This is a genomic window from Halomonas flagellata (assembly GCF_022487945.1).
Classification (GTDB): domain Bacteria; phylum Pseudomonadota; class Gammaproteobacteria; order Pseudomonadales; family Halomonadaceae; genus Halomonas; species Halomonas flagellata.
Genome location: NZ_JAKVPY010000004.1, coordinates 16138 through 34087 on the forward strand (window position 1 = coordinate 16138; position 17950 = coordinate 34087).

The 17950-nt window shown below is 67.9% G+C and carries 14 protein-coding genes; 8 read left to right on the plus strand and 6 right to left on the minus strand.

Features of this window, described 5'->3' with window-relative positions; all coding sequences use genetic code 11:
* Window positions 1-250 precede the first annotated feature (250 nt).
* From MKP05_RS04055 to MKP05_RS04090, 8 genes are all read left to right on the plus strand, one after another.
* Window positions 251-1330, plus strand: a complete 1080-nt coding sequence (locus MKP05_RS04055) for an NAD(P)-dependent alcohol dehydrogenase (RefSeq protein WP_240567146.1) — start codon at window positions 251-253, stop codon at window positions 1328-1330.
* Window positions 1331-1638: 308 nt separating this feature from the next.
* Window positions 1639-3300: a GMC family oxidoreductase gene (locus tag MKP05_RS04060; RefSeq protein WP_240567147.1), complete on the plus strand. Its 1662-nt coding sequence runs from the start codon at window positions 1639-1641 to the stop codon at window positions 3298-3300.
* A 201-nt stretch (window positions 3301-3501) separates the two neighbouring features.
* A complete protein-coding gene (locus MKP05_RS04065) occupies window positions 3502-3708 on the plus strand; it encodes a cold-shock protein (RefSeq protein ID WP_040185674.1) in 207 nt (68 codons plus the stop codon).
* 192 nt (window positions 3709-3900) lie between these two features.
* Complete coding sequence (locus MKP05_RS04070; RefSeq protein WP_240567148.1) at window positions 3901-5670, plus strand: SLC13 family permease; 1770 nt, start codon at window positions 3901-3903, stop codon at window positions 5668-5670.
* Window positions 5671-5758: 88 nt separating this feature from the next.
* Window positions 5759-6427, plus strand: a complete 669-nt coding sequence (locus MKP05_RS04075) for an alpha/beta hydrolase (RefSeq protein ID WP_110283384.1) — start codon at window positions 5759-5761, stop codon at window positions 6425-6427.
* 61 nt (window positions 6428-6488) lie between these two features.
* The gene (locus tag MKP05_RS04080) at window positions 6489-7403 is read left to right on the plus strand and encodes a prenyltransferase (RefSeq protein WP_240567149.1); all 915 of its coding nucleotides are present in this window, start codon (window positions 6489-6491) and stop codon (window positions 7401-7403) included.
* 162 nt (window positions 7404-7565) lie between these two features.
* Window positions 7566-9053, plus strand: a complete 1488-nt coding sequence (locus tag MKP05_RS04085; protein ID WP_240567150.1) for a sensor domain-containing diguanylate cyclase — start codon at window positions 7566-7568, stop codon at window positions 9051-9053.
* A 98-nt stretch (window positions 9054-9151) separates the two neighbouring features.
* Complete coding sequence (locus MKP05_RS04090; RefSeq protein ID WP_110283387.1) at window positions 9152-9376, plus strand: hypothetical protein; 225 nt, start codon at window positions 9152-9154, stop codon at window positions 9374-9376.
* A gap of 111 nt (window positions 9377-9487) precedes the next feature.
* Here MKP05_RS04090 and MKP05_RS04095 read toward each other — a convergent pair whose 3' ends face one another.
* The 6 genes from MKP05_RS04095 to MKP05_RS04120 form a co-directional block, all read right to left on the minus strand.
* Window positions 9488-10906: a PhoH family protein gene (locus MKP05_RS04095; protein WP_110283388.1), complete on the minus strand. Its 1419-nt coding sequence runs from the start codon at window positions 10904-10906 to the stop codon at window positions 9488-9490.
* Window positions 10907-11137: 231 nt separating this feature from the next.
* Window positions 11138-12157 (minus strand): patatin-like phospholipase family protein, encoded by a 1020-nt coding sequence (locus MKP05_RS04100; protein WP_240567151.1) that lies wholly within the window; start codon window positions 12155-12157, stop codon window positions 11138-11140.
* Between the two features lie 62 nt (window positions 12158-12219).
* Window positions 12220-12621 carry a nitrite reductase small subunit NirD gene (gene nirD, locus MKP05_RS04105; protein ID WP_240567152.1) on the minus strand — a complete coding sequence of 134 codons (402 nt, stop codon included), beginning with the start codon at window positions 12619-12621 and terminating at the stop codon, window positions 12220-12222.
* Between the two features lie 222 nt (window positions 12622-12843).
* Complete coding sequence (gene nirB, locus MKP05_RS04110) at window positions 12844-15363, minus strand: nitrite reductase large subunit NirB (RefSeq protein WP_240567153.1); 2520 nt, start codon at window positions 15361-15363, stop codon at window positions 12844-12846.
* Window positions 15360-16664 (minus strand): NAD(P)/FAD-dependent oxidoreductase, encoded by a 1305-nt coding sequence (locus MKP05_RS04115; RefSeq protein ID WP_240567154.1) that lies wholly within the window; start codon window positions 16662-16664, stop codon window positions 15360-15362. Before MKP05_RS04115 ends, nirB begins: the two co-directional genes overlap by 4 nt.
* A 250-nt stretch (window positions 16665-16914) precedes the next feature.
* Window positions 16915-17946 carry a CmpA/NrtA family ABC transporter substrate-binding protein gene (locus MKP05_RS04120; protein WP_240567155.1) on the minus strand — a complete coding sequence of 344 codons (1032 nt, stop codon included), beginning with the start codon at window positions 17944-17946 and terminating at the stop codon, window positions 16915-16917.
* Window positions 17947-17950 lie beyond the last annotated feature (4 nt).

A 17950-nucleotide genomic window follows, 5' to 3' on the forward strand; every position in this document is an offset into this window, starting at 1 on the left:
TCTGGCACCTTCCTGTCGGCCGGGTGGCGATGAATTCGACCTTTGGGTGTCAGACGGCGGCAAGTCGAGGGCCTGGGGCGGGCGCGAAGCTCCGTGAAGGCGAATGGCGGTGTGCCGGTGCGGCCGGCCTCCGCGTTGCGTGTCGGCCGTCCGGGCTATCTTGACCTGCATCAAGGTGCGGGGTGCTGCCTGTCATGGATAGTAGTGGGCAGGGATCCACCTTCGCCAACGACCAGAGGGAACCACGACCATGCCTGCCATGATGAAAGCCGCGATCTTCGTCGAGCCGGGGCGCATCGAGATCGATGACAAGCCGATCCCGGAGATCGGCCCCAACGACGCCCTGATCCGGGTGACCACCACTACCATCTGCGGCACCGACGTGCATATCCTCAAGGGCGAGTACCCGGTGGAGAAGGGGCTCACCATCGGCCACGAGCCGGTGGGGGTGATCGAGAAGCTCGGCGCCAATGTCCAGGGCTATGCCGAGGGGCAGCGGGTGATCGCCGGGGCCATCTGCCCGAGCTTTACCTCCTACGCCTGCCAGGATGGCTGCAGCGCCCAGGACGGCGGTCACCACGCCCATGGCTACAAGCCCATGGGTGGCTGGCGATTCGGCAACACCATCGACGGCGCCCAGGCGGAGTACCTGAGGGTACCCGACGCCCAGGCCAACCTCTCGCCGGTGCCGGACGGCCTTACCGACGAGCAGGTGCTGATGTGCCCCGACATCATGTCCACCGGCTTCGCCGGGGCCGAGTCCGCCGGCATCCGGATCGGCGATACGGTGGCGGTGTTCGCCCAGGGGCCGATCGGGCTGTGCGCCACCGCCGGGGCGCGGCTGCGCGGGGCGGGGCTGATCATCGCCGTCGACGGCGTCGACGAGCGCCTCGCGATGGCCAGGCAGATGGGCGCCGACATCACCCTGGACTTCCGCAAGGTCGAGGTGGTGTCGGAGATCCTCAAGCTCACCGGCGGCCGCGGCGTGGATGCCTCCATCGAGGCACTCGGCCTGCAGTCGACCTTCGAGTCGGCGCTGCGGGTGCTCAAGCCCGGCGGTACCCTGTCGAGCCTCGGGGTCTACTCCGGCGACCTGACCATCCCGCTGGATGCCTTCTGCGCCGGGCTGGGCGATCACCGGATCATCACCTCGCTCTGCCCCGGTGGCAAGGAGCGCATGCGCCGGCTGATGCAGGTGATCGAGTCGGGTCGCCTGGACCTCGGTCCCATGGTCACGCACCGCTACCCGCTCGAGCGGATCGTCGAGGCCTATGAGCTCTTTTCGCACCAGCGCGACGGCGTGCTGAAGGTGGCCATTTCCGCAAGCTGAGCAGCGTGAAGGGCGTATAGCCGTCGTCAGCGGCTGCCCCAGACCGTCTCCAGCACCTCCAGGGCGGTGGCGATCACCGCCTCCTCGCCGCGGTTGCGCCGCCCCACTAAGCTCAGCGCACAGGGGCCGAAGGTCGTGCGTGAAGTGAGTACCGGGGAACTGTTGTTATTCGCTAACCTTATATCTGGCGTTGGAATGTCTCAGTTGATCCTGGCCTGAGCCGCGGTAGTCTGGATTCCGTGGCACGGCCACAGCAACGACGCAATGGCCCGGCTCGCCGAGCCCGGGCCATCGGGAGAGAGCACGCCATGGCCGAGCAGGAATTCGACTACATCATCGTGGGCGCCGGCACCGCCGGCTGCCTGCTGGCCAACCGACTGAGTGCCGACCCGGCCAACCGGGTGCTGCTGATCGAGGCGGGCGGTCGCGACAACTACCACTGGATCCACATCCCGGTGGGCTACCTCTACTGCATCGACAACCCGCGCACCGACTGGCGTTTCCGCACCGAGCCCGACCCCGGCCTCAACGGGCGTTCGCTGATCTACCCGCGTGGCAAGACCCTGGGCGGTTGCTCGAGCATCAACGGCATGCTCTATATCCGCGGCCAGGCCCGCGACTATGACAGTTGGGCCGAGGCCACCGGCGACGACGCCTGGCGCTGGGAGAACTGCCTGCCCGACTTCATGAAGCACGAGGATCATCATCGCCTGGATGCCGGCGGCGATGCCGATGCCGCCCACCGCGACTACCATGGCCATGGCGGCGAGTGGCGGGTGGAGAAGCAGCGTCTCAAGTGGCAGGTGCTCGACGACTTCGCCACCGCGGCCGTGGAGGCCGGCATCCCGCGTACCCGCGATTTCAACCGCGGCGACAACGAGGGCGTCGACTACTTCGAGGTCAACCAGCGGTCGGGCTGGCGCTGGAGCACCGCCAAGGCCTTCCTGCGCGGGGCCGAGAAGCGTGACAACCTCACCCTGTGGCACTCCACCCAGGTGCTGGGGCTCGAACTGGAACAGGGAAGCGAGACCGGCCAGGGCGGTGTGCCGCGCTGCACCGGCGTGCGTGTCGAACGCGGCGGGAAGCCGACGGCGGTGCGTGCGGGCCTCGAGGTGATCCTCTCTGCCGGCGCCATCGGCTCGCCGCAGTTGCTGCAGCTCTCCGGCATCGGCCCGGCCGACCTGCTGCGTGAGCACGAGATTCCGGTGATCCATGACCTGCCGGGGGTCGGCGAGAACCTGCAGGATCACCTGCAGATCCGCTCGGTGTATCGGGTGACGGGCGCCAAGACCCTCAACACCATGGCCAACTCGCTGGTCGGCAAGGCGGGCATCGGGCTCGAGTACCTGCTCAAGCGCTCCGGCCCCATGAGCATGGCGCCGTCGCAGCTGTGTGCCTTCACGCGCAGCTCCGAGGAGTACGAACATCCCAACATCGAGTACCACGTCCAGCCGCTCAGTCTTCCAGCCTTCGGCCAGCCGCTGGACGACTTCCCGGCGATCACGGCGAGCGTGTGCAACCTCAACCCGACCAGTCGCGGCACGGTGCGCATCAAGAGCGCCGACCCGCGCCAGGCGCCGGCCATTGCCACCCACTACCTGAGCACCCCCGAGGATCGCAAGGTGGCGGCGGACTCGCTGCGGGTCACGCGGCGCATCGCCGAGCAGCCGGCCTTCGCGAAGTATTCGCCCGAGGAGGTCAAGCCGGGCCTGGAGTACCAGAGCGATGAGGAACTGGCCCGCCTGGCGGGCGATATCGGCACCACCATCTTCCACCCGGTGGGCACCACCAGGATGGGGCGCGACGATGACCCCATGGCGGTGGTGGACGCTCGCCTGCGGGTACGCGGGGTGGCGGGGCTGCGCGTGGTGGATGCGGGCGTCATGCCCACCATCACCAGCGGCAACACCAACTCGCCGACGCTGATGATCGCCGAGAAGGCCGCGGGCTGGATTCTGGGCGGGGAGTAACTTTCCTGTCATCCAGAGCAAATAGTGTTTGACGTGCGCCCGCCAAGGGGGCATGCTGCGTGCAGTTGGTTAGCAAGTGGAACATCGCAAGCGGTCATCGAAATGCTCATAGCGTCGATCTCCCGGTGAAAGTTTCTTGTTTTACCCACTGCAACTCGGGTATTTCCCGGCAAAATCAAACGCTATTCGAGGAATTCGATAATGGCTACCGGTACTGTCAAGTGGTTCAACGACACCAAGGGCTTCGGCTTCATCTCTCCGGACGACAACGGTGACGACCTGTTCGCTCACTTCTCCGAGATCAAGGCCGAAGGCTTCAAGTCCCTGCAAGACGGTCAGAAGGTCTCCTTCGACGTCACCCAGGGCAAGAAAGGCCTCCAGGCTTCCAACATCCAGGTCATCGGCTAATCGCCATTCGATCTTGATGTGACTGCCTCACGGCAGTAGAGAAGGGCCCGCGAAAGCGGGCCTTTTTCGTATGTGGCGAGCACAGTCAGCGTTATTCGATTATCGAATGGATGAATTTCTAAAAATAACTTTTTAGAATATGCGATGGCGTTCACAATAGGCCGGTTGTCCTCCTGAGTGATCGGATGCCCCATGCCGCTGGATGCCTGGATTTCCCTCGTCGTCGTCATCGCCGTCTTCCCGCTGATGGCCTTCTCCCGCCTCGGTCCCGACATCATCCTGCTCGGGGCGGTGATCCTGCTGCTGACCCTGGGCGTGATCGATGCCGATCAGGCGCTGTCCGGCTTCTCCAGCAGCGGCCTGTTCACCGTGGCCTTCATGTACGTGCTGGTCACCAGCATCCGCGAGACCGGCGGCATCGACCTGATCATCCGCCATGTACTGGGGCGGCCCCGTGGCGAGGGCCGGGCGCTGGCCCGCCTGCTGCTGCCGGTGGCCTCTCTCAGCGGCTTTCTCAACAACACCCCGGTGGTCGCCACCTATATCCCGGCGGTGCTGAGCTGGAGCCGGCGCGTGGCCGTGCCGGCCCACCGCCTGCTGATGCCGCTCAGTTTCGCCTCGATCCTCGGCGGCACCATCACCCTGTTCGGCACCAGTACCAACCTGGTGGTGCATGGCCTGCTGATCGACCGTGACCCTCAGCTTGCCATGGGGCTGTTCGACATCGCCTGGGTGGGCCTGCCGGTGGCCGTGGTCGGCCTGCTCTACCTGATGCTGCTGGGACCACGACTGCTCCCGGCGCGGCGGGGGGCCGAGGCGGTCTTCGAGAACCCCCGCGAGTTCACCATCGAGATGGAAGTCGATCCCTCCGGTCCGCTGGTCGACCGCACGGTGGAGGAAGCCGGCCTGCGCCACCTTCAGGAGCTGTTCCTGGTGGAGATCGAGCGCGATGGCAACGTGGTCAGCGTGGTGGGCCCCGGAGAGCGACTCAAGGGCGGCGACCGGCTGGTCTTCGCCGGGACCAGCGAGGGCGCGGTGGAACTGCAGCAGGTGCGCGGCCTGATGCCGTCACGCCAGGGCGAATCGAGCCTGGAGAAGGACTTCAAGGAGCGCCGCCTGGTCGAGGCGGTGGTCTCCAACCAGTGCCAGTTCGTCGGCCAGCGCATTCGCGACGGCCATTTCCGTACCCTCTACGGCGCCGCCGTGCTGGCGGTGTGCCGCGGTGGCGAGCGGGTCGTCGGCAACCTGGGGCAGGTGCGCCTGCAACCCGCCGACGTGCTGCTGCTGGAGGCCCGGCCGCCCTTCATCGAACGGCATCGCCAGTCGCGGGACTTCCTGCTGATCAGCCAGGTCAACGGGGCGGCGCGCCCGGTGCACGAGAAGGCCTGGCTGGCCTGGAGCATCCTCGGCAGCGTGGTGCTGCTGGCCACCCTGGGGGTGATGAGCCTGATGAATGCCGCCATGCTGGGGGCGGCCCTGGCGCTGCTGACCGGCTGCTGCTCGGTGGGGGCGGCCAAGCGCGGCCTCGACGCCCAGGTGCTGCTGACAATCGCCGCTTCCTTCGGGCTAGGCGCCGCACTCGAGGCCTCGGGGGCGGCGGCCGTCCTGGCCGGTGCCGTCCTCGACCTGGCCGATGGCAACCCCTGGACGCTGCTGGTGGCGGTCTATGTGCTGGTGGCCCTGCTCACCGCCCTGGTCACCAACAATGCGGCCGCCGTGATCACCTTCCCCATCGTCATGGCCAGCGCCGACAGCCTGGGGGTCGATCCCATGCCCTTCGTGGTGGCGGTGATGTTCGCCGCCTCGGCTAGCTTCCTGACGCCGATCGGCTACCAGACCAACCTGATGGTCCATGGCCCGGGAGGCTACCATTTCAGCGACTTCCTGCGCCTCGGCGGGCCGCTCAACCTGCTCACCGGGGCGGTGGCGCTGATGCTGATCCCGCTGATCTGGCCCTTTTGAGTCGGATCGTCACCTCGCCGCCGTCCGTCGATTGCGGTAGGGTATCGGCTTTTAACCGCCTCCTTTCACTGGCCCTGGAATCGATGCCATGAGCAACCCTGGTGAACTGATCATCGAGCCGCGCAGCGGCCGACCCGCCGACGCCTGTGTCTTCATCCTGCACGGCTTGGGCGCCGACGGCAGCGACTTCGAGCCGCTGGTGCCGGCACTCCCCTTGCCCACCGACGATGCCGTGCGCTTCATCCTGCCCCATGCCCCGCGCCTGCCGGTGACCATCAACGGCGGCATGGTGATGCCGGCCTGGTACGACATCAAGGAGATGAGCCTCGACCGCCAGATCGACGAGCCCCAGCTGATGGCCTCGGCGGAGCGCATCCAGGGGCTGATCGGCGAGCAGATCGCACAAGGTATCGACAGCCGCCGGATCATCCTCGCTGGCTTCTCCCAGGGCGGGGCGGTGGCCTACCAGGCGGCGCTCTCCTTCGCGCAACCGCTGGGCGGCCTGCTGGCCATGTCGACCTACTTCGCCACCGCCGACTCCATCGAGCTGGCCGAGGCCAACCGCGGCCTGCCCATCGAGGTACACCACGGCAGTTTCGACCCGGTGGTGCCCGAGGCACTGGGCAAGGCCGGCTTCGAACGGGTCCAGTCGCTGGGCTACCCGGCGAACTACCGCTGCTATCCCATGGCCCATGCGGTCTGCCCGCAGCAGGTCGCGGACATCGGTCAGTGGCTCTCCGAGCGGCTCGCCCACTGAATCCTCGGACTCGGCCCGCCCGCTCGACGCCAGAGCCTCCAGCATGACGGGGACCTCCTCGATGGCCACGACCCTGCACGCCTGCTGGCGCAGCACCCGTCCCAACTTCCTTGTGCTGGCACCGCTCTGCGCCGGACTGGCGGTCACCAGCGCCTGGTTCGACGGCGCGACGCCCGCCGGGCTCGATATCCTGCTGGTGATGCTCGCCGCCGTGCTGGCCCACGCCGCGGTGAACCTGTTCAACGAGCATCACGACTTCGTCAGCGGCCTGGACATCACCACGACGCGTACCCCCTTCTCCGGTGGCAGTGGCGCACTGCCGGAAAACCCCGCGGCCGCCGGCGCGGTGTGGCGCTCGGCGCTGTCCTGCCTGGCCGGGGTGGTGGCGATCGGCGCCTGGTTCCTGTGGCGTGCCGGGCCGGTGATGCTCCTCCATGGCCTGGTCGGCCTGGGGCTGGTGGTCGCCTACACCGGCTGGCTGACCCGACGCCCCTGGCTCTGCCTGCTGGCCCCCGGCGTGGGGTTCGGCACCCTGATGGTGGTGGGGGGATACCAGGCGCTCACCGGAGCCTTCTCGGTCACGGCGCTGGCCGCCTCGCTGGTGCCGATGCTGCTGGTCAGCGCCCTGTTGCTGGTCAACCAGTTGCCGGACATCGAGCCCGATCGACGTGCCGGACGTCATCACCTGGCCATCGTGCTGGGCGCACGCCCCGCGGCCCGCCTGGTGGCGGCCCTGCTGCTCGCGGGCTTTGCGGTGATCCCCCTGGGCTGGCTGGGGGGCTGGCTGCCTGTGCAGGCCTGGCTGATGTGGCTGGCGGCTCCCGCCATGCTGTGGCTGGTCAGGGGGCTGTGGCGCCTGCCGGCCGAGGTGGAGGCAGGCGAGTTCTCGTCGCTGGTGCCGCTGCTGGGGCTCAACGTCGCGCTGCTGCTGGGCAGCCTGGGGCTGCTCAACCTGGGGCTGTGGCTCGCGGCCTGACACTGCGGCCAGGGTCGTGTCGACAGTCGCGCCGGATGCCTCGCCACCGAAGTTGGGGTACTGTAGGTCGAGAAGGCCCATCAGAGGCCGGTCGTTTTCGTCTGCAGGAAAGCCCCGGGGTAGAGACGGCGCATGGATAGAGCCAGGGCAGGGCGTAGGGAAATGGGTAAGGATCGTCAGCGGGTGCGGCGTCGGTGGACGCGTGGCGCCACGGCGGTGCTCGCCCTGACGTTGATGGTCGGCGCCTCCGGTGCCTTGTTCGGCTTCTGGGCGGCACTGGGGCTCGCGGGGCTGGCGCTGGCCGTCACCCTGGTGGTGGTGCTGCGCCTCGAGGCTCGCTCCCGCCATCGGCGGCGAAGTGCCGAGGAGGGCCTCGCCGCCCGACTGCTGGCCGGCTTCCCCGGGGCGGTGATACTGGTCGACGCGGCGGGAGTGGTGGAGCAGCTCAACCCCGATTTCGAGCGCCATGCGGGCTACCCGCCCGACCAACTGCTCGGGCGGCGTGTCACCATCCTGGACGTCAAGCCGCTGCATGGTGACCTGCAGCAGGCGTTGTCCTTCGCCACCACCCGCGGCCAGCCATGGCAAGGGGTGCTGGCCTGCCGCCGCGCCGATGGCGAGCGATGCTATCAGGACACCGTCGTGTTGCCGCTGCTCGAGGAGCCCGACGGCCGCCGGCGGTTGCTGCTCATCCTGCGTGACGTTACCCGGACGCGCGAGCGCTACCTGCAGGACCAGATGCTGCTCGAGCGGCTGCAGGGCACGGTGTCGCGGCTGCCCGCGGTGGTCTTCCAGACCCGCCAGGATGTCAGCGGCCGCATCGAGTTTCTCTACCTCAGCGAGGGGCTGCAGCGGCTCTGTGGCTTGAGCCCGGAAGCGGTGATGGCCGATGCCGATCGGCTGCTCATGCGGGTCCATCCCGAGGATCGCGATCGGCTCACGGCATCGATTGCCCAGTCGGCGGTGAGCCTGGAACCCTGGCGGATAGAATACCGGCTGATCGTGCCGGACGGCGTGTGCTGGCTGGAGGGCAGGGCATTGCCTCGGCGGCAGCGTGACGGCCAGACCCTCTGGGATGGCCTGCTGATCGACATCAGCGAACGCAAGACGGCCGAGCAGCAGGTCCAGCGCCTGATTAGTACCGACATGCTCACCGGGGCGCTCAATCGGCGCGCCTTCTTCGAGCAGGGGGAAGCCGTGCTCGCGCTTGCCGAGCGTCATGGGCGTCGGGTGCCGCTGGCGATGCTCGACCTGGATCACTTCAAGGAGCTCAATGACACCCATGGCCACGCGGCCGGCGATCTGGCGCTGCAGTCCTTCGCCATGAGCTGCCGCGACAGCCTGCGACCCTACGATCTCTTCGCCCGCATCGGTGGCGAGGAGTTTGCGGTGATGCTGATCGACAGCGAGCCCGACCAGGCACGGGAGATTCTCGAGCGGCTGCGCCAGGCGGTGGAGGCCATCGAACTGGAGGTGGATGGGGTGACGCTCCACTTCACCGTGAGCCTCGGGATCACCGTCCTCGAGCCGGGCGGCAGCCTGGACGGGGCACTCTCCCGGGCCGATCAGGCGCTCTACCATGCCAAGCGCGAGGGTCGCAACCGCATCTGCGGCCCGGGGCCTGCCATTGCGTCCCACGGTGCTGGGTGACGCGGCCGGATCGGTGTGCATGCCTTGCAGGGCCCGGGATAACCCCCGAGACTGGACAAGAGGTCTTCGTTTCCCGCCGTTGCATGGAGGAGCCGAGCATGCCCGATCTTTCCACCGATTTCCGATTGCCGGTGGCCTGTCCCAACTGTGGCAGCCACCGCATGCGGGTCTCCCAGGTGAAGAATCCCGACGACAAGGTGTTCTGTGCCTCCTGCAAGCGCTACGTCTGCCTCTATCACGAGGCCGAGACCGTGCTGCAGCAGGGGCCGGGCAGCGATAGTGAAGCGTTGATCGAGAAGGCCGCCAACACCCCCTCCGGCTGACCCGACGGGATGTCGGCTCGTGTCGCGCCTGGCGGCGGTGGCCTGTGGGGGCTGGCCTGACAACCGGATCGCAGGCGTCGCGATGTCAGGCCGGCCCCGGGGCTCTCTCGACTACAGCATCTCCTCTCCGGCCAGCGCCAGCCGCGAGCGCTCGACGCTCTTGAGGGTGACGTGACCGGCGTGGGGCCAGTCACGGAAGCGCTGGACCACCGCCGCCATGCCGCAGGTGTTGGCGGTCAGGTAGGGGGTGTCGATCTGGCCGACATTGCCCAGGCAGACGATCTTGGTGTTCCGCCCGGCCCGGGTAACCAGCGACTTGAGCTGCTTGGGCGTGAAGTTCTGTGCCTCGTCGATGATCAGGAAGGTGTCGTTGAGGGTGCGGCCGCGCATGAACCCGGGGGCGCGGATCTGCACCCGGGAGCCGAGCAGCTGACGGGTGGCGCCGTTCTCCCAGCTGCTCCCGCCATCCTCGTCGCGCAGCAGGTTGTCCATGTTGTCGTGGAAGGCGCCCATCCAGGGCGACATCTTCTCCTCCTCGGTGCCGGGCAGGTAACCGATGTCCTCGCTCATGGAGATCGGTGCCCGGGTAAAGACGATGCGCTCGAAGCGCTTGCTGTCCAGGGTCTGCTGGAAGGCGGCGGCCAGGGTCATGAAGGTCTTGCCGGTACCGGCGCTGCCGGCGATGGTCACCAGGTCGATGTCATCGTCCATCAGCAGGTTGAGGGTGAAGTTCTGGCGGCTGTCGTGGGCGTGCACGCCCCACACGCTGGCCTTGTGCCGGTAGTTGGTAAGCAGCTGGAGCCGTGCGTGTTGAGGGGCGAGCTCGCGCACGATGGCCTCGAAGGCGGCGCCGTTGTCGTCGTCGGAGACCAGCATGCCCGCATGCCAGTCGCTCGGCATCCGGCCGGTCAGATGGTAGAAGGTGTGATGATCGATACGTTCCACCTCGACATCCACCTCGAGCGCCTCCCAGGGGCCGTTGCCGCCGCTGTCCGCATCGGGGTAGATCTGCACACCCTCGATCATGGTGTCGCTGTCGCTGAAGGCGCGGTCGGTCAGGTAGTCCTCCACCGGCACCCGCAGGGCCGCGGCCTTGACGCGCAGGTTGATGTCCTTGGTGACCAGGATCACCGAGGCGTCGGGGCGCTCGTCGCGCAGCCGGCAGGTCTCGGCCAGCAGACGGTTGTCGGGGCTGTCCTCCAGGTGGTCGAGGGTGAGGGTTTCCGGCTCGGGATAGCACAGGAAGCGCAGCCGCCCCAGTGACTCGCCGCCGGCGCGGGGAATGGGGATGCCACGCTGAATCTCGTCGAAGGAGACCTGGTTGGTCAGGTCGGAGAGGGTGCGGCTGACCTGGCGGGCGGTGCGGGCGATCTCGCGCAGGCCGTTCTTGTGCTTGTCGAGTTCCTCGAGGACGATCATGGGGATGACCACCTCGTGCTCCTCGAACTGGTAGATGGCAGCGGGGTCGTGGAGCAGGACATTGGTATCCAGCACGTAGAGCCGCTTGGCTTTCTTGTCGAGTCGTACCATCGGGCAGCGCTCCTGAGTAGACGGCACTTTCGACACTGGCACTGACACCTGACCGTCATATGACAGCAGACTGGCCATCTTATGGCAGCATGGCTTCCCTGTGGCCAGTGTCACCTGCGTGGGCTGGGGCCTCCTCTGTGGCAATGTTATGAATCTTTGACCTTAGCATGCCGACTCCGCTCCCGGCCTACCGTCGAGGCCTTCAACGCTACGCTGATACGGGAGCCCGCCTCAGTGCAGGTAGACGCTCTCCACATCCAGGGTGGAGCGGTTGCCCAGATCGTCGAAGTGGGCGCCGAGCCAGCCCGCGGCGGCCTCCCGGCCGAGATCGCGCAGCCGGCAGAGGAAGGCCCACTCGGCGTTGAACTTGCTCGACACCGATAGCCCCTCCAGGGCCTCGTCGGCGCTGAGGCGGTGGAAGAGGGTGTCGCGATAGCAGCCGATGTCCACGTCGCTGTCGGCCAGCAGGCCCTGCAACATGGCCACCATGCGCACCTCCTTGATCAGCGAGGCGTTGAAGGTGATCTCGTTGAGGCGGTTCATGATCGCCGCGGCCGTGGTGGGCACTTCCTGGCGTTCGATGGGGTTGATCTGGACGATGAGGATATCGTTCGACTGGCACCGCTCCATCAGCGGCAAGAGGGCCGGGTTGCCCATGTAGCCGCCGTCCCAGTAGGCCTCGCCGTCGATCTCCACGGCCTGGAACAGGAACGGCAGGCAGGCCGAGGCCATGACGGCGTCGGCGCTCATCTCCTCGCGGGTGAAGATCCGCTGCTTGCCGCTGCGCACGTTGGTGGCGGCGACGAACAGCTTGAGGTCGGGGCAGCGGCGCACGCGGTCGAAGTCGACCCGTTCGGCGAGGATGTCGCGGAGCGGGTTGAAATTCAGCGGGTTGAACTGGTAGGGCGAGACCAGCCGGCTCATCAGGTCCAGGGCGACGTAGCCCGGGGAGTGGTCCAGGCTCCAGTTGCCCGTCAGCATGTCCAGCGGCGTGCGCCGGACGGGGCTGGCCATGCCGGCCCGGCTCACCGCGGACCAGAAGTCGTGCAGGGCCTCGCGGGCCGTGGTCTCGTCGCCATGGGTCAGGGCATCGGCGATCACCACGCCGTTCATGGCGCCGGCGCTGGTGCCGCTGATGCCCTCGATCTCGATGCGCGGATCCTCGAGCAGGTGGTCGAGGACGCCCCAGGTGAAGGCGCCGTGGGCGCCGCCGCCCTGTAGCGCGAGATCGATACGCTTTCGCTCGCTCATCGTGGCTCCCTGCCCGCATGCCAGATACCCAGCATATCCCTCGCGGCAGAGAGCGGCCAACCTCAGGCCTTGATCATCACCTGATCATTCTTGAAGCTCACCGGCCAGGTGCGCAGGCACACGCTGTCATCTTCCAGGCACCGGCCGTCGGCGAGGCGGAAGTGCTGCTTGTAGATCGGCGAGGCGACGACGAGCTGGCCCTTCACGTCGCCAACGATGCCGCGGGCAATGACGTTGGCGCCCGAGAAGGGGTCGCGGTGTTCCAGGGCGTAGAGTTCCTGCTCGTGGCCGGGGAGCGCCGGCGTGTTCGGGCCGCATGGAAGGTAGAAAAGGGCCACCTGGGCGGGGCCGTCGGCGGTTTCCACCCAGGCGGCGACGCCGGAGAAGGGCACCAGGTCGGCTCGGGTGCAGAGGGTTTGCCAGGTCTGGGTCATGGTGGTGGCTGCTGCGGTTGCGTTGGTCATGGAAAACTCCTTGTTCGGTCGGCGAGGCGAGTTGCCATAGCTGGGAGGCCCTCTGGGGTCAGACCCCGGCGGCAGAGATGCCGCCCGTGAACGGCACGACGCTGACCTCGGTCGCTTGGTTGGGGTCTGACCCACAGGGGCGGTCTCGGCGCCTTCATCGGCGGACCGTCACCATTCTTGGTCAGGCCCCGGAGGCCATGGGCGCGTGTCGGGCCTGGCTCATCACGCCGGGCGCAGCTGGCCGCGCTCTTCGGTCACGATGATGTCCGGGTCGGGGCGCGTGTCGTTGACGAAGCTGCGGAAGCGCTTGAGCTTCTCCGGGTCCTTGATGGCGTTGGCCCATTCGCACTCGTAGGTGTCGATGACGGCCTGCATCTGGCTTTCCAGTTCCTCGCCAAGGCCGAGGCTGTCGTCGAGGATCACCTCCTTGAGGTAGTCCAGGCCGCCCTCCAGGCTCTCGCGCCATACCGAGGTGCGTTGCAGGCGGTCGGCGGTGCGCACGTAGAACATCAGGAAGCGGTCGATGGTCCTGATCAGGGTCTCGTCGTCGAGGTCGGTGGCCAGCAGCTCGGCGTGGCGCGGACGCATGCCGCCGTTGCCGCAGACATAGAGGTTCCAGCCGTTCTCGGTGGCGATCACCCCCACGTCCTTGCTCTGGGCCTCGGCGCACTCCCGGGTGCAGCCGGAGACGGCGAACTTGATCTTGTGTGGCGAGCGCAGGCCCTTGTAGCGGTTCTCGAGGTGGATCGCCATGCCCACGCTGTCCTGCACGCCGTAGCGACACCAGGTGCTGCCGACGCAGGACTTCACCGTACGCAGCGACTTGCCGTAGGCGTGACCGGTCTCGAAGCCGGCCTCGATCAGCTCGCCCCAGATGTCCGGCAGATCCTCGAGGCGGGCACCGAACAGGTCGACGCGCTGGCCGCCGGTGATCTTGGTGTAGAGGCCGTACTTCTGGGCCACCTGGCCGAGCACCACCAGCTTGTCCGGGGTGATCTCGCCGCCGGGAATGCGCGGCACCACCGAGTAGGTGCCGTTCTTCTGCATGTTGGCCATGAAGGTGTCGTTGGTGTCCTGCAGCGGGATGTGCGCCGCATCGGTGATCGGCTCGTTGAAGCAGGACGCCAGGATCGAGGCCACCGCCGGCTTGCAGATATCGCAGCCGAGGCCCGTGCCATGTTTTGCCACCAGCTCGCCGAAGGTCTTGATGCCCTCGACGCGGACGATGTCGTAGAGCTCCTGGCGGGTATGGGCGAAGTGCTCGCAGATCGAGCGGTCGACCTCCACGCCGCGGCTCTCCAGCTCGTGATCGACCACGCTCTTGAGCAGTGCCGCACAGCCGCCGCAGCCGGTGCTGGCCTTCGTTTCGCCCTTGACCGCGGCGAGGTCCACGGCGCCGGCATCGATGGTGGCGCAGACGTCGCCCTTGGTGACGTTGTGGCACGAGCAGAGGGTCGCGGTGTCGGGCAGGGCGTCGGGGCCCAGCGCCGGCGCTCCTTCGCTGCTCGGCAGGATCAGCGAGGCCGGGTCCTCGGGCAGCTCCATGCGGTTGGCGTAGTACTGCAGCAGGGTGTCGTAGACGCTGTTGTCGCCCACCAGCATAGCGCCGACCAGGCGCTTGCCGTCGCTGGAGACCACCAGCTTGCGGTACTGCTGCTTGAGCGGGTCGAGGTAGCGGAACATCCGCGCGCCGGGGGTGCGGTCGCCATGGGCATCGCCGATGGAGCCCACGTCGACGCCGAGCAGCTTGAGCTTGGTGCTCATGTCGGCACCGCGGAAGGTCTCGTCGTGGCTTTCTCCGGAAGAGGCGAGCAGCGTGGCGGCGGCGGCCTTGGCCATCTGGTAGCCGGGGGCCACCAGGCCGAAGATGCTGTTGTTCCACAGCGCCACCTCGCCGATGGCCAGGATCGCCGGGTCGCTGGTCAGGCAGCGATCATCGATCACCACGCCGCCACGCTCGCCCATCTCCAGGCGGCAGTCGCGGGCCAGCTCGTCGCGCGGACGGATGCCGGCGGAAAAGACGATCAGGTCGGTTTCCAGCACCTTGTCGTCCTGGAACACCATGCGGTGCCGGCTGGCCTCGCCATCCTCGATGCGCTGGGTGGCGCGCTCGGTGAGTACCTGGACGCCCAGCGACTCGATCTTCTCGCGCAGCAGTTCGCCGCCCTCGCTGTCGACCTGCATCGGCATCAGCCGCGGGGCGAACTCCACCACGGCGGTGTCGAGGTTCAACCCGCGCAGGGCATTGGCCGCCTCGAGGCCGAGCAGGCCGCCGCCCACCACCACGCCGGTGGTGGCCGTCTCGGCCGCTGCGCGGATGGCGTCCAGGTCCTCCAGGGTGCGGTAGACCAGGCAGCCGTCGCGATCGTTGCCGGGAATCGGCGGCACGAAGGGGTAGGAGCCGGTGGCCAGCACCAGTCGGTCGTAGCGGTAGCGGCCCTGGGGGGTGACCACTTCGCCGCCGTCGCGGTCGATGGCGGTCACCGCCTCGTGCAGGCGCAGCTCGATGCCGTGCTCGGCGTAGTAGTCGGCGGTGGACAGGGCCAGCGAGTCGGCGTCGCGGCCGCTGAAGTACTCGGAGAGGTGCACCCGATCGTAGGCAAGGTGGCGCTCCTCGCCGAAGACGATGACGTGGTAGCGCTCGGTGGCCCCGCGTTCGACCAGTTGTTCGACCAGGTGGTGGCCGACCATGCCGTTACCGATGATGATCAGTTGCTGTTTGTCGGAATGGGGCGTGTTCATGCGGCCTCCTTCAGGGGGCTGTCCTGGGGTTCGGGGGAGTCGAGAAGCAACTGGGCATCGGCGGCGCCGAGCAGCAGGGCCTGACGGCAGGGGCCGAGATCGGTGCCGGCCAGGGAGCGTTCGAAGTACCAGGGGCCCATGGCGGTGTCGCCATAGAGCACGGCACCCTCGATGCGTCCGTCGCGTAGCAGCAGGCGGCGGTAGTCGCCCTGCTGGGGGTCGTGATAGGTGAGCACCTCATGGTCGGCGTCGGGTTCGGTGGGGCCGAAGGCGTAGAGCGAGACGCCGCTGACCTTGAGCTTGGTGGCGCAGGGCTTTTCCACATAGCCGTCGACCGCCTCGCCGGCCAGGTGGGCGGCGAGCACCTCCACCTGGCGCCAGATCGGCTCCACCAGCCCGTAGGTGGTGCCCTGGAACTCGCAGCACTCGCCGAGGGCGTGGATCGCCGGATCGGAGCTGGTGAGGGTCTCGTCGACGATCACCGCACGATTGACCTCGAGCCCGGCGGTGCGTCCCAGCTCGGCGTTGGGCGCGATGCCGATCGCCACCACCACGCAGTCGGCGGCCAGTCGGCGGCCCCCCTCCAGGCACACGGCCGCCACGTGGCCGCTGCCGTCGTCCTCGAAGCCGGCGATATGACCCTCGGTGATCACCTCGAGACCCCGGGACTCGAGTTCACGCTGCAGCAGCGTGGCGGCGGTGACATCGAGCTGTCGGTTCATCAGGCGATCGTCACGCTGGATCAGGCTCACCGCGAGGCCACGCTTGCGCAGCCCCTCGGCGGCCTCGAGGCCGAGCAGGCCGCCCCCGATCACCACCGCCCGTCCGCCGTGCCCGGTGGCACGGGTCCGGCTGAACCGGATCAGCTCGGCGGCATCGTCGAGATCGCGGAAGGCGTGTACGCCGTCGAGGTCGAGGCCGGGAATCGGCGGCATGGCCGGGCGCGAGCCGGTGGCCAGCACCAGGCGATCGTAGTCGAGGGTGCGGCCGGCGTCGGTGGTCAGGCGCCGTGCCTGGAGGTCGATGTCGGTGACACGCTCGCCGAGCACCAGGGCGATGTCGTGTTCGGCGTACCAGTCCGCCCCGTTCAGGGTCAGGGCGTCGTGGGTCATTTCGCCGGCGAGCAGTGGCGAGAGCAGGATGCGGTTATAGGCCGGTACCCGCTCGTCGCCGATCACGGTGATGCGCGGCGGGCGCCCCGGCTGCTTGACCAGGGCCTCGACCAGGCGGTGGCCGGCCATGCCGTTGCCGACGATTACCAGGTGTTCGGTTGCCGGCGAATCGGGATGTCGATGGCGCATATCCTGACACCTCTCTTGATGCGGAAATGACGAAACGAAAGAAGACGCCTCGGCGCCGCCTCCCCTCTCGGGGAGTGCACAGAGACGTCTTCGTCGTGATATGTCGTGCGATCGCCATTGATCGCCGTGTGCCATACCCAATCAAGAATCCGGCCAGGATGCCGTAATTATCAGTTTTCTTGAGCTTTATCAGAGGATTGTGAGCTGCCGGAAGGGGTGGCCGGGAATCCCGTCCGGCGGGTAGTGCACATCAGTGGTGCGTGGCCGCATCGAAATGCACAGGGCTGTAGCACTCTTCCAGGGTGCGCAGATCCAGCGTCCGGCCGTGGTCGCGCATGTGCCGGCCGATGTGCTCGGCGAAGCGGCCCGCTGCCGCGGCCGTGGGCCGTAGCACCCCCTCGCCGTACAGGCGCTGGTGGACCGGCGCGCCGTCCAGAGCCAGGCCGTCGAGGTGGCAGATCGAGTGGTCGAGGTAGGGCGGCAGGGCGAGCCAGTCATGGGCCTGGCGGCGCTGCTCGGCGGACTCGGCGAGCCAGCTGCTGGCCCGCTCCAGGGCGCGGATCAGCGCCGCCTGGGTAGCCGGGTAGCGCCGGGCCCAGGCGCCAGTCACGCCGAGCACCTTCTCCGGGTGATCGGGCCACAGCTGGGCGCCGGTGGCGATCGGCCGCCCCGCGCCGCGGTGGCGGGCCAGGGTCCCCCAGGGCTCGCCGGCGCAGAAGCCGTCGATGCGCCCCTCCTGCAGCGCCTCCACCATGCGGGGCGGCGGCAGGGCGATCAGCTCCACGTCGCGTTCGGCATCGATGCCCGCCAGCGAGAGCCATTCGCGCAGCTGGTAGTGCTGGCAGGAGAAGGGGTAGACCATGGCCAGGCGGGGGCGGCATTCGCCCGCTTGCTGACGCAGCCAGTCGGCAAGCGCCCGGGCGCTCGCCGCGGGGTCCTCGCCGAGTGTCGCGCCGCTCTCGTGGCATAGCGTCTCGGAGAGCGTGAGGGTATTGCCGTTGCGGCCCAGGATGATCGGTGCCCGGACATCGCAGGGCGCCCGGCCCAGCCCCAGGCTCATGGCCAGTGGCAGGGGCGCCAGCATCTGGGCGCCGTCGAGCAGGCCGGCGGCGACCTTGTCACGCAGGGTCGACCAGGCGTTCTCCCTCGACAGCGAGACGTCCAGGCCCTGCTCGGCGAAGAAGCCCCGCTCCCGGGCGATGATCAGCAGGGCGGCGTCCAGCAGGGGCATGAAGCCCAGCGACAGGCGTTCCAGTTCGGGGGGTGTGGCCGTCGTGCTCATGGTT

Excerpts from the sequence above, each read along its gene's own strand:
- MKP05_RS04080 (WP_240567149.1), top strand. The coding sequence starts at position 6,489 with ATGGCCACGACCCTGCACGCCTGCTGGCGCAGCACCCGTCCCAACTTC.
- MKP05_RS04055 (WP_240567146.1), top strand. The coding sequence starts at position 251 with ATGCCTGCCATGATGAAAGCCGCGATCTTCGTCGAGCCGGGGCGCATC.
- MKP05_RS04100 (WP_240567151.1), bottom strand. The coding sequence starts at position 12,157 with ATGAGCGAGCGAAAGCGTATCGATCTCGCGCTACAGGGCGGCGGCGCC.
- nirD (WP_240567152.1), bottom strand. The coding sequence starts at position 12,621 with ATGACCAACGCAACCGCAGCAGCCACCACCATGACCCAGACCTGGCAA.
- MKP05_RS04115 (WP_240567154.1), bottom strand. The coding sequence starts at position 16,664 with ATGCGCCATCGACATCCCGATTCGCCGGCAACCGAACACCTGGTAATC.
- MKP05_RS04120 (WP_240567155.1), bottom strand. The coding sequence starts at position 17,946 with ATGAGCACGACGGCCACACCCCCCGAACTGGAACGCCTGTCGCTGGGC.
- MKP05_RS04090 (WP_110283387.1), top strand. The coding sequence starts at position 9,152 with ATGCCCGATCTTTCCACCGATTTCCGATTGCCGGTGGCCTGTCCCAAC.
- MKP05_RS04095 (WP_110283388.1), bottom strand. The coding sequence starts at position 10,906 with ATGGTACGACTCGACAAGAAAGCCAAGCGGCTCTACGTGCTGGATACC.
- MKP05_RS04065 (WP_040185674.1), top strand. The coding sequence starts at position 3,502 with ATGGCTACCGGTACTGTCAAGTGGTTCAACGACACCAAGGGCTTCGGC.
- MKP05_RS04070 (WP_240567148.1), top strand. The coding sequence starts at position 3,901 with ATGCCGCTGGATGCCTGGATTTCCCTCGTCGTCGTCATCGCCGTCTTC.
- MKP05_RS04085 (WP_240567150.1), top strand. The coding sequence starts at position 7,566 with ATGGGTAAGGATCGTCAGCGGGTGCGGCGTCGGTGGACGCGTGGCGCC.
- nirB (WP_240567153.1), bottom strand. The coding sequence starts at position 15,363 with ATGAACACGCCCCATTCCGACAAACAGCAACTGATCATCATCGGTAAC.
- MKP05_RS04075 (WP_110283384.1), top strand. The coding sequence starts at position 5,759 with ATGAGCAACCCTGGTGAACTGATCATCGAGCCGCGCAGCGGCCGACCC.
- MKP05_RS04060 (WP_240567147.1), top strand. The coding sequence starts at position 1,639 with ATGGCCGAGCAGGAATTCGACTACATCATCGTGGGCGCCGGCACCGCC.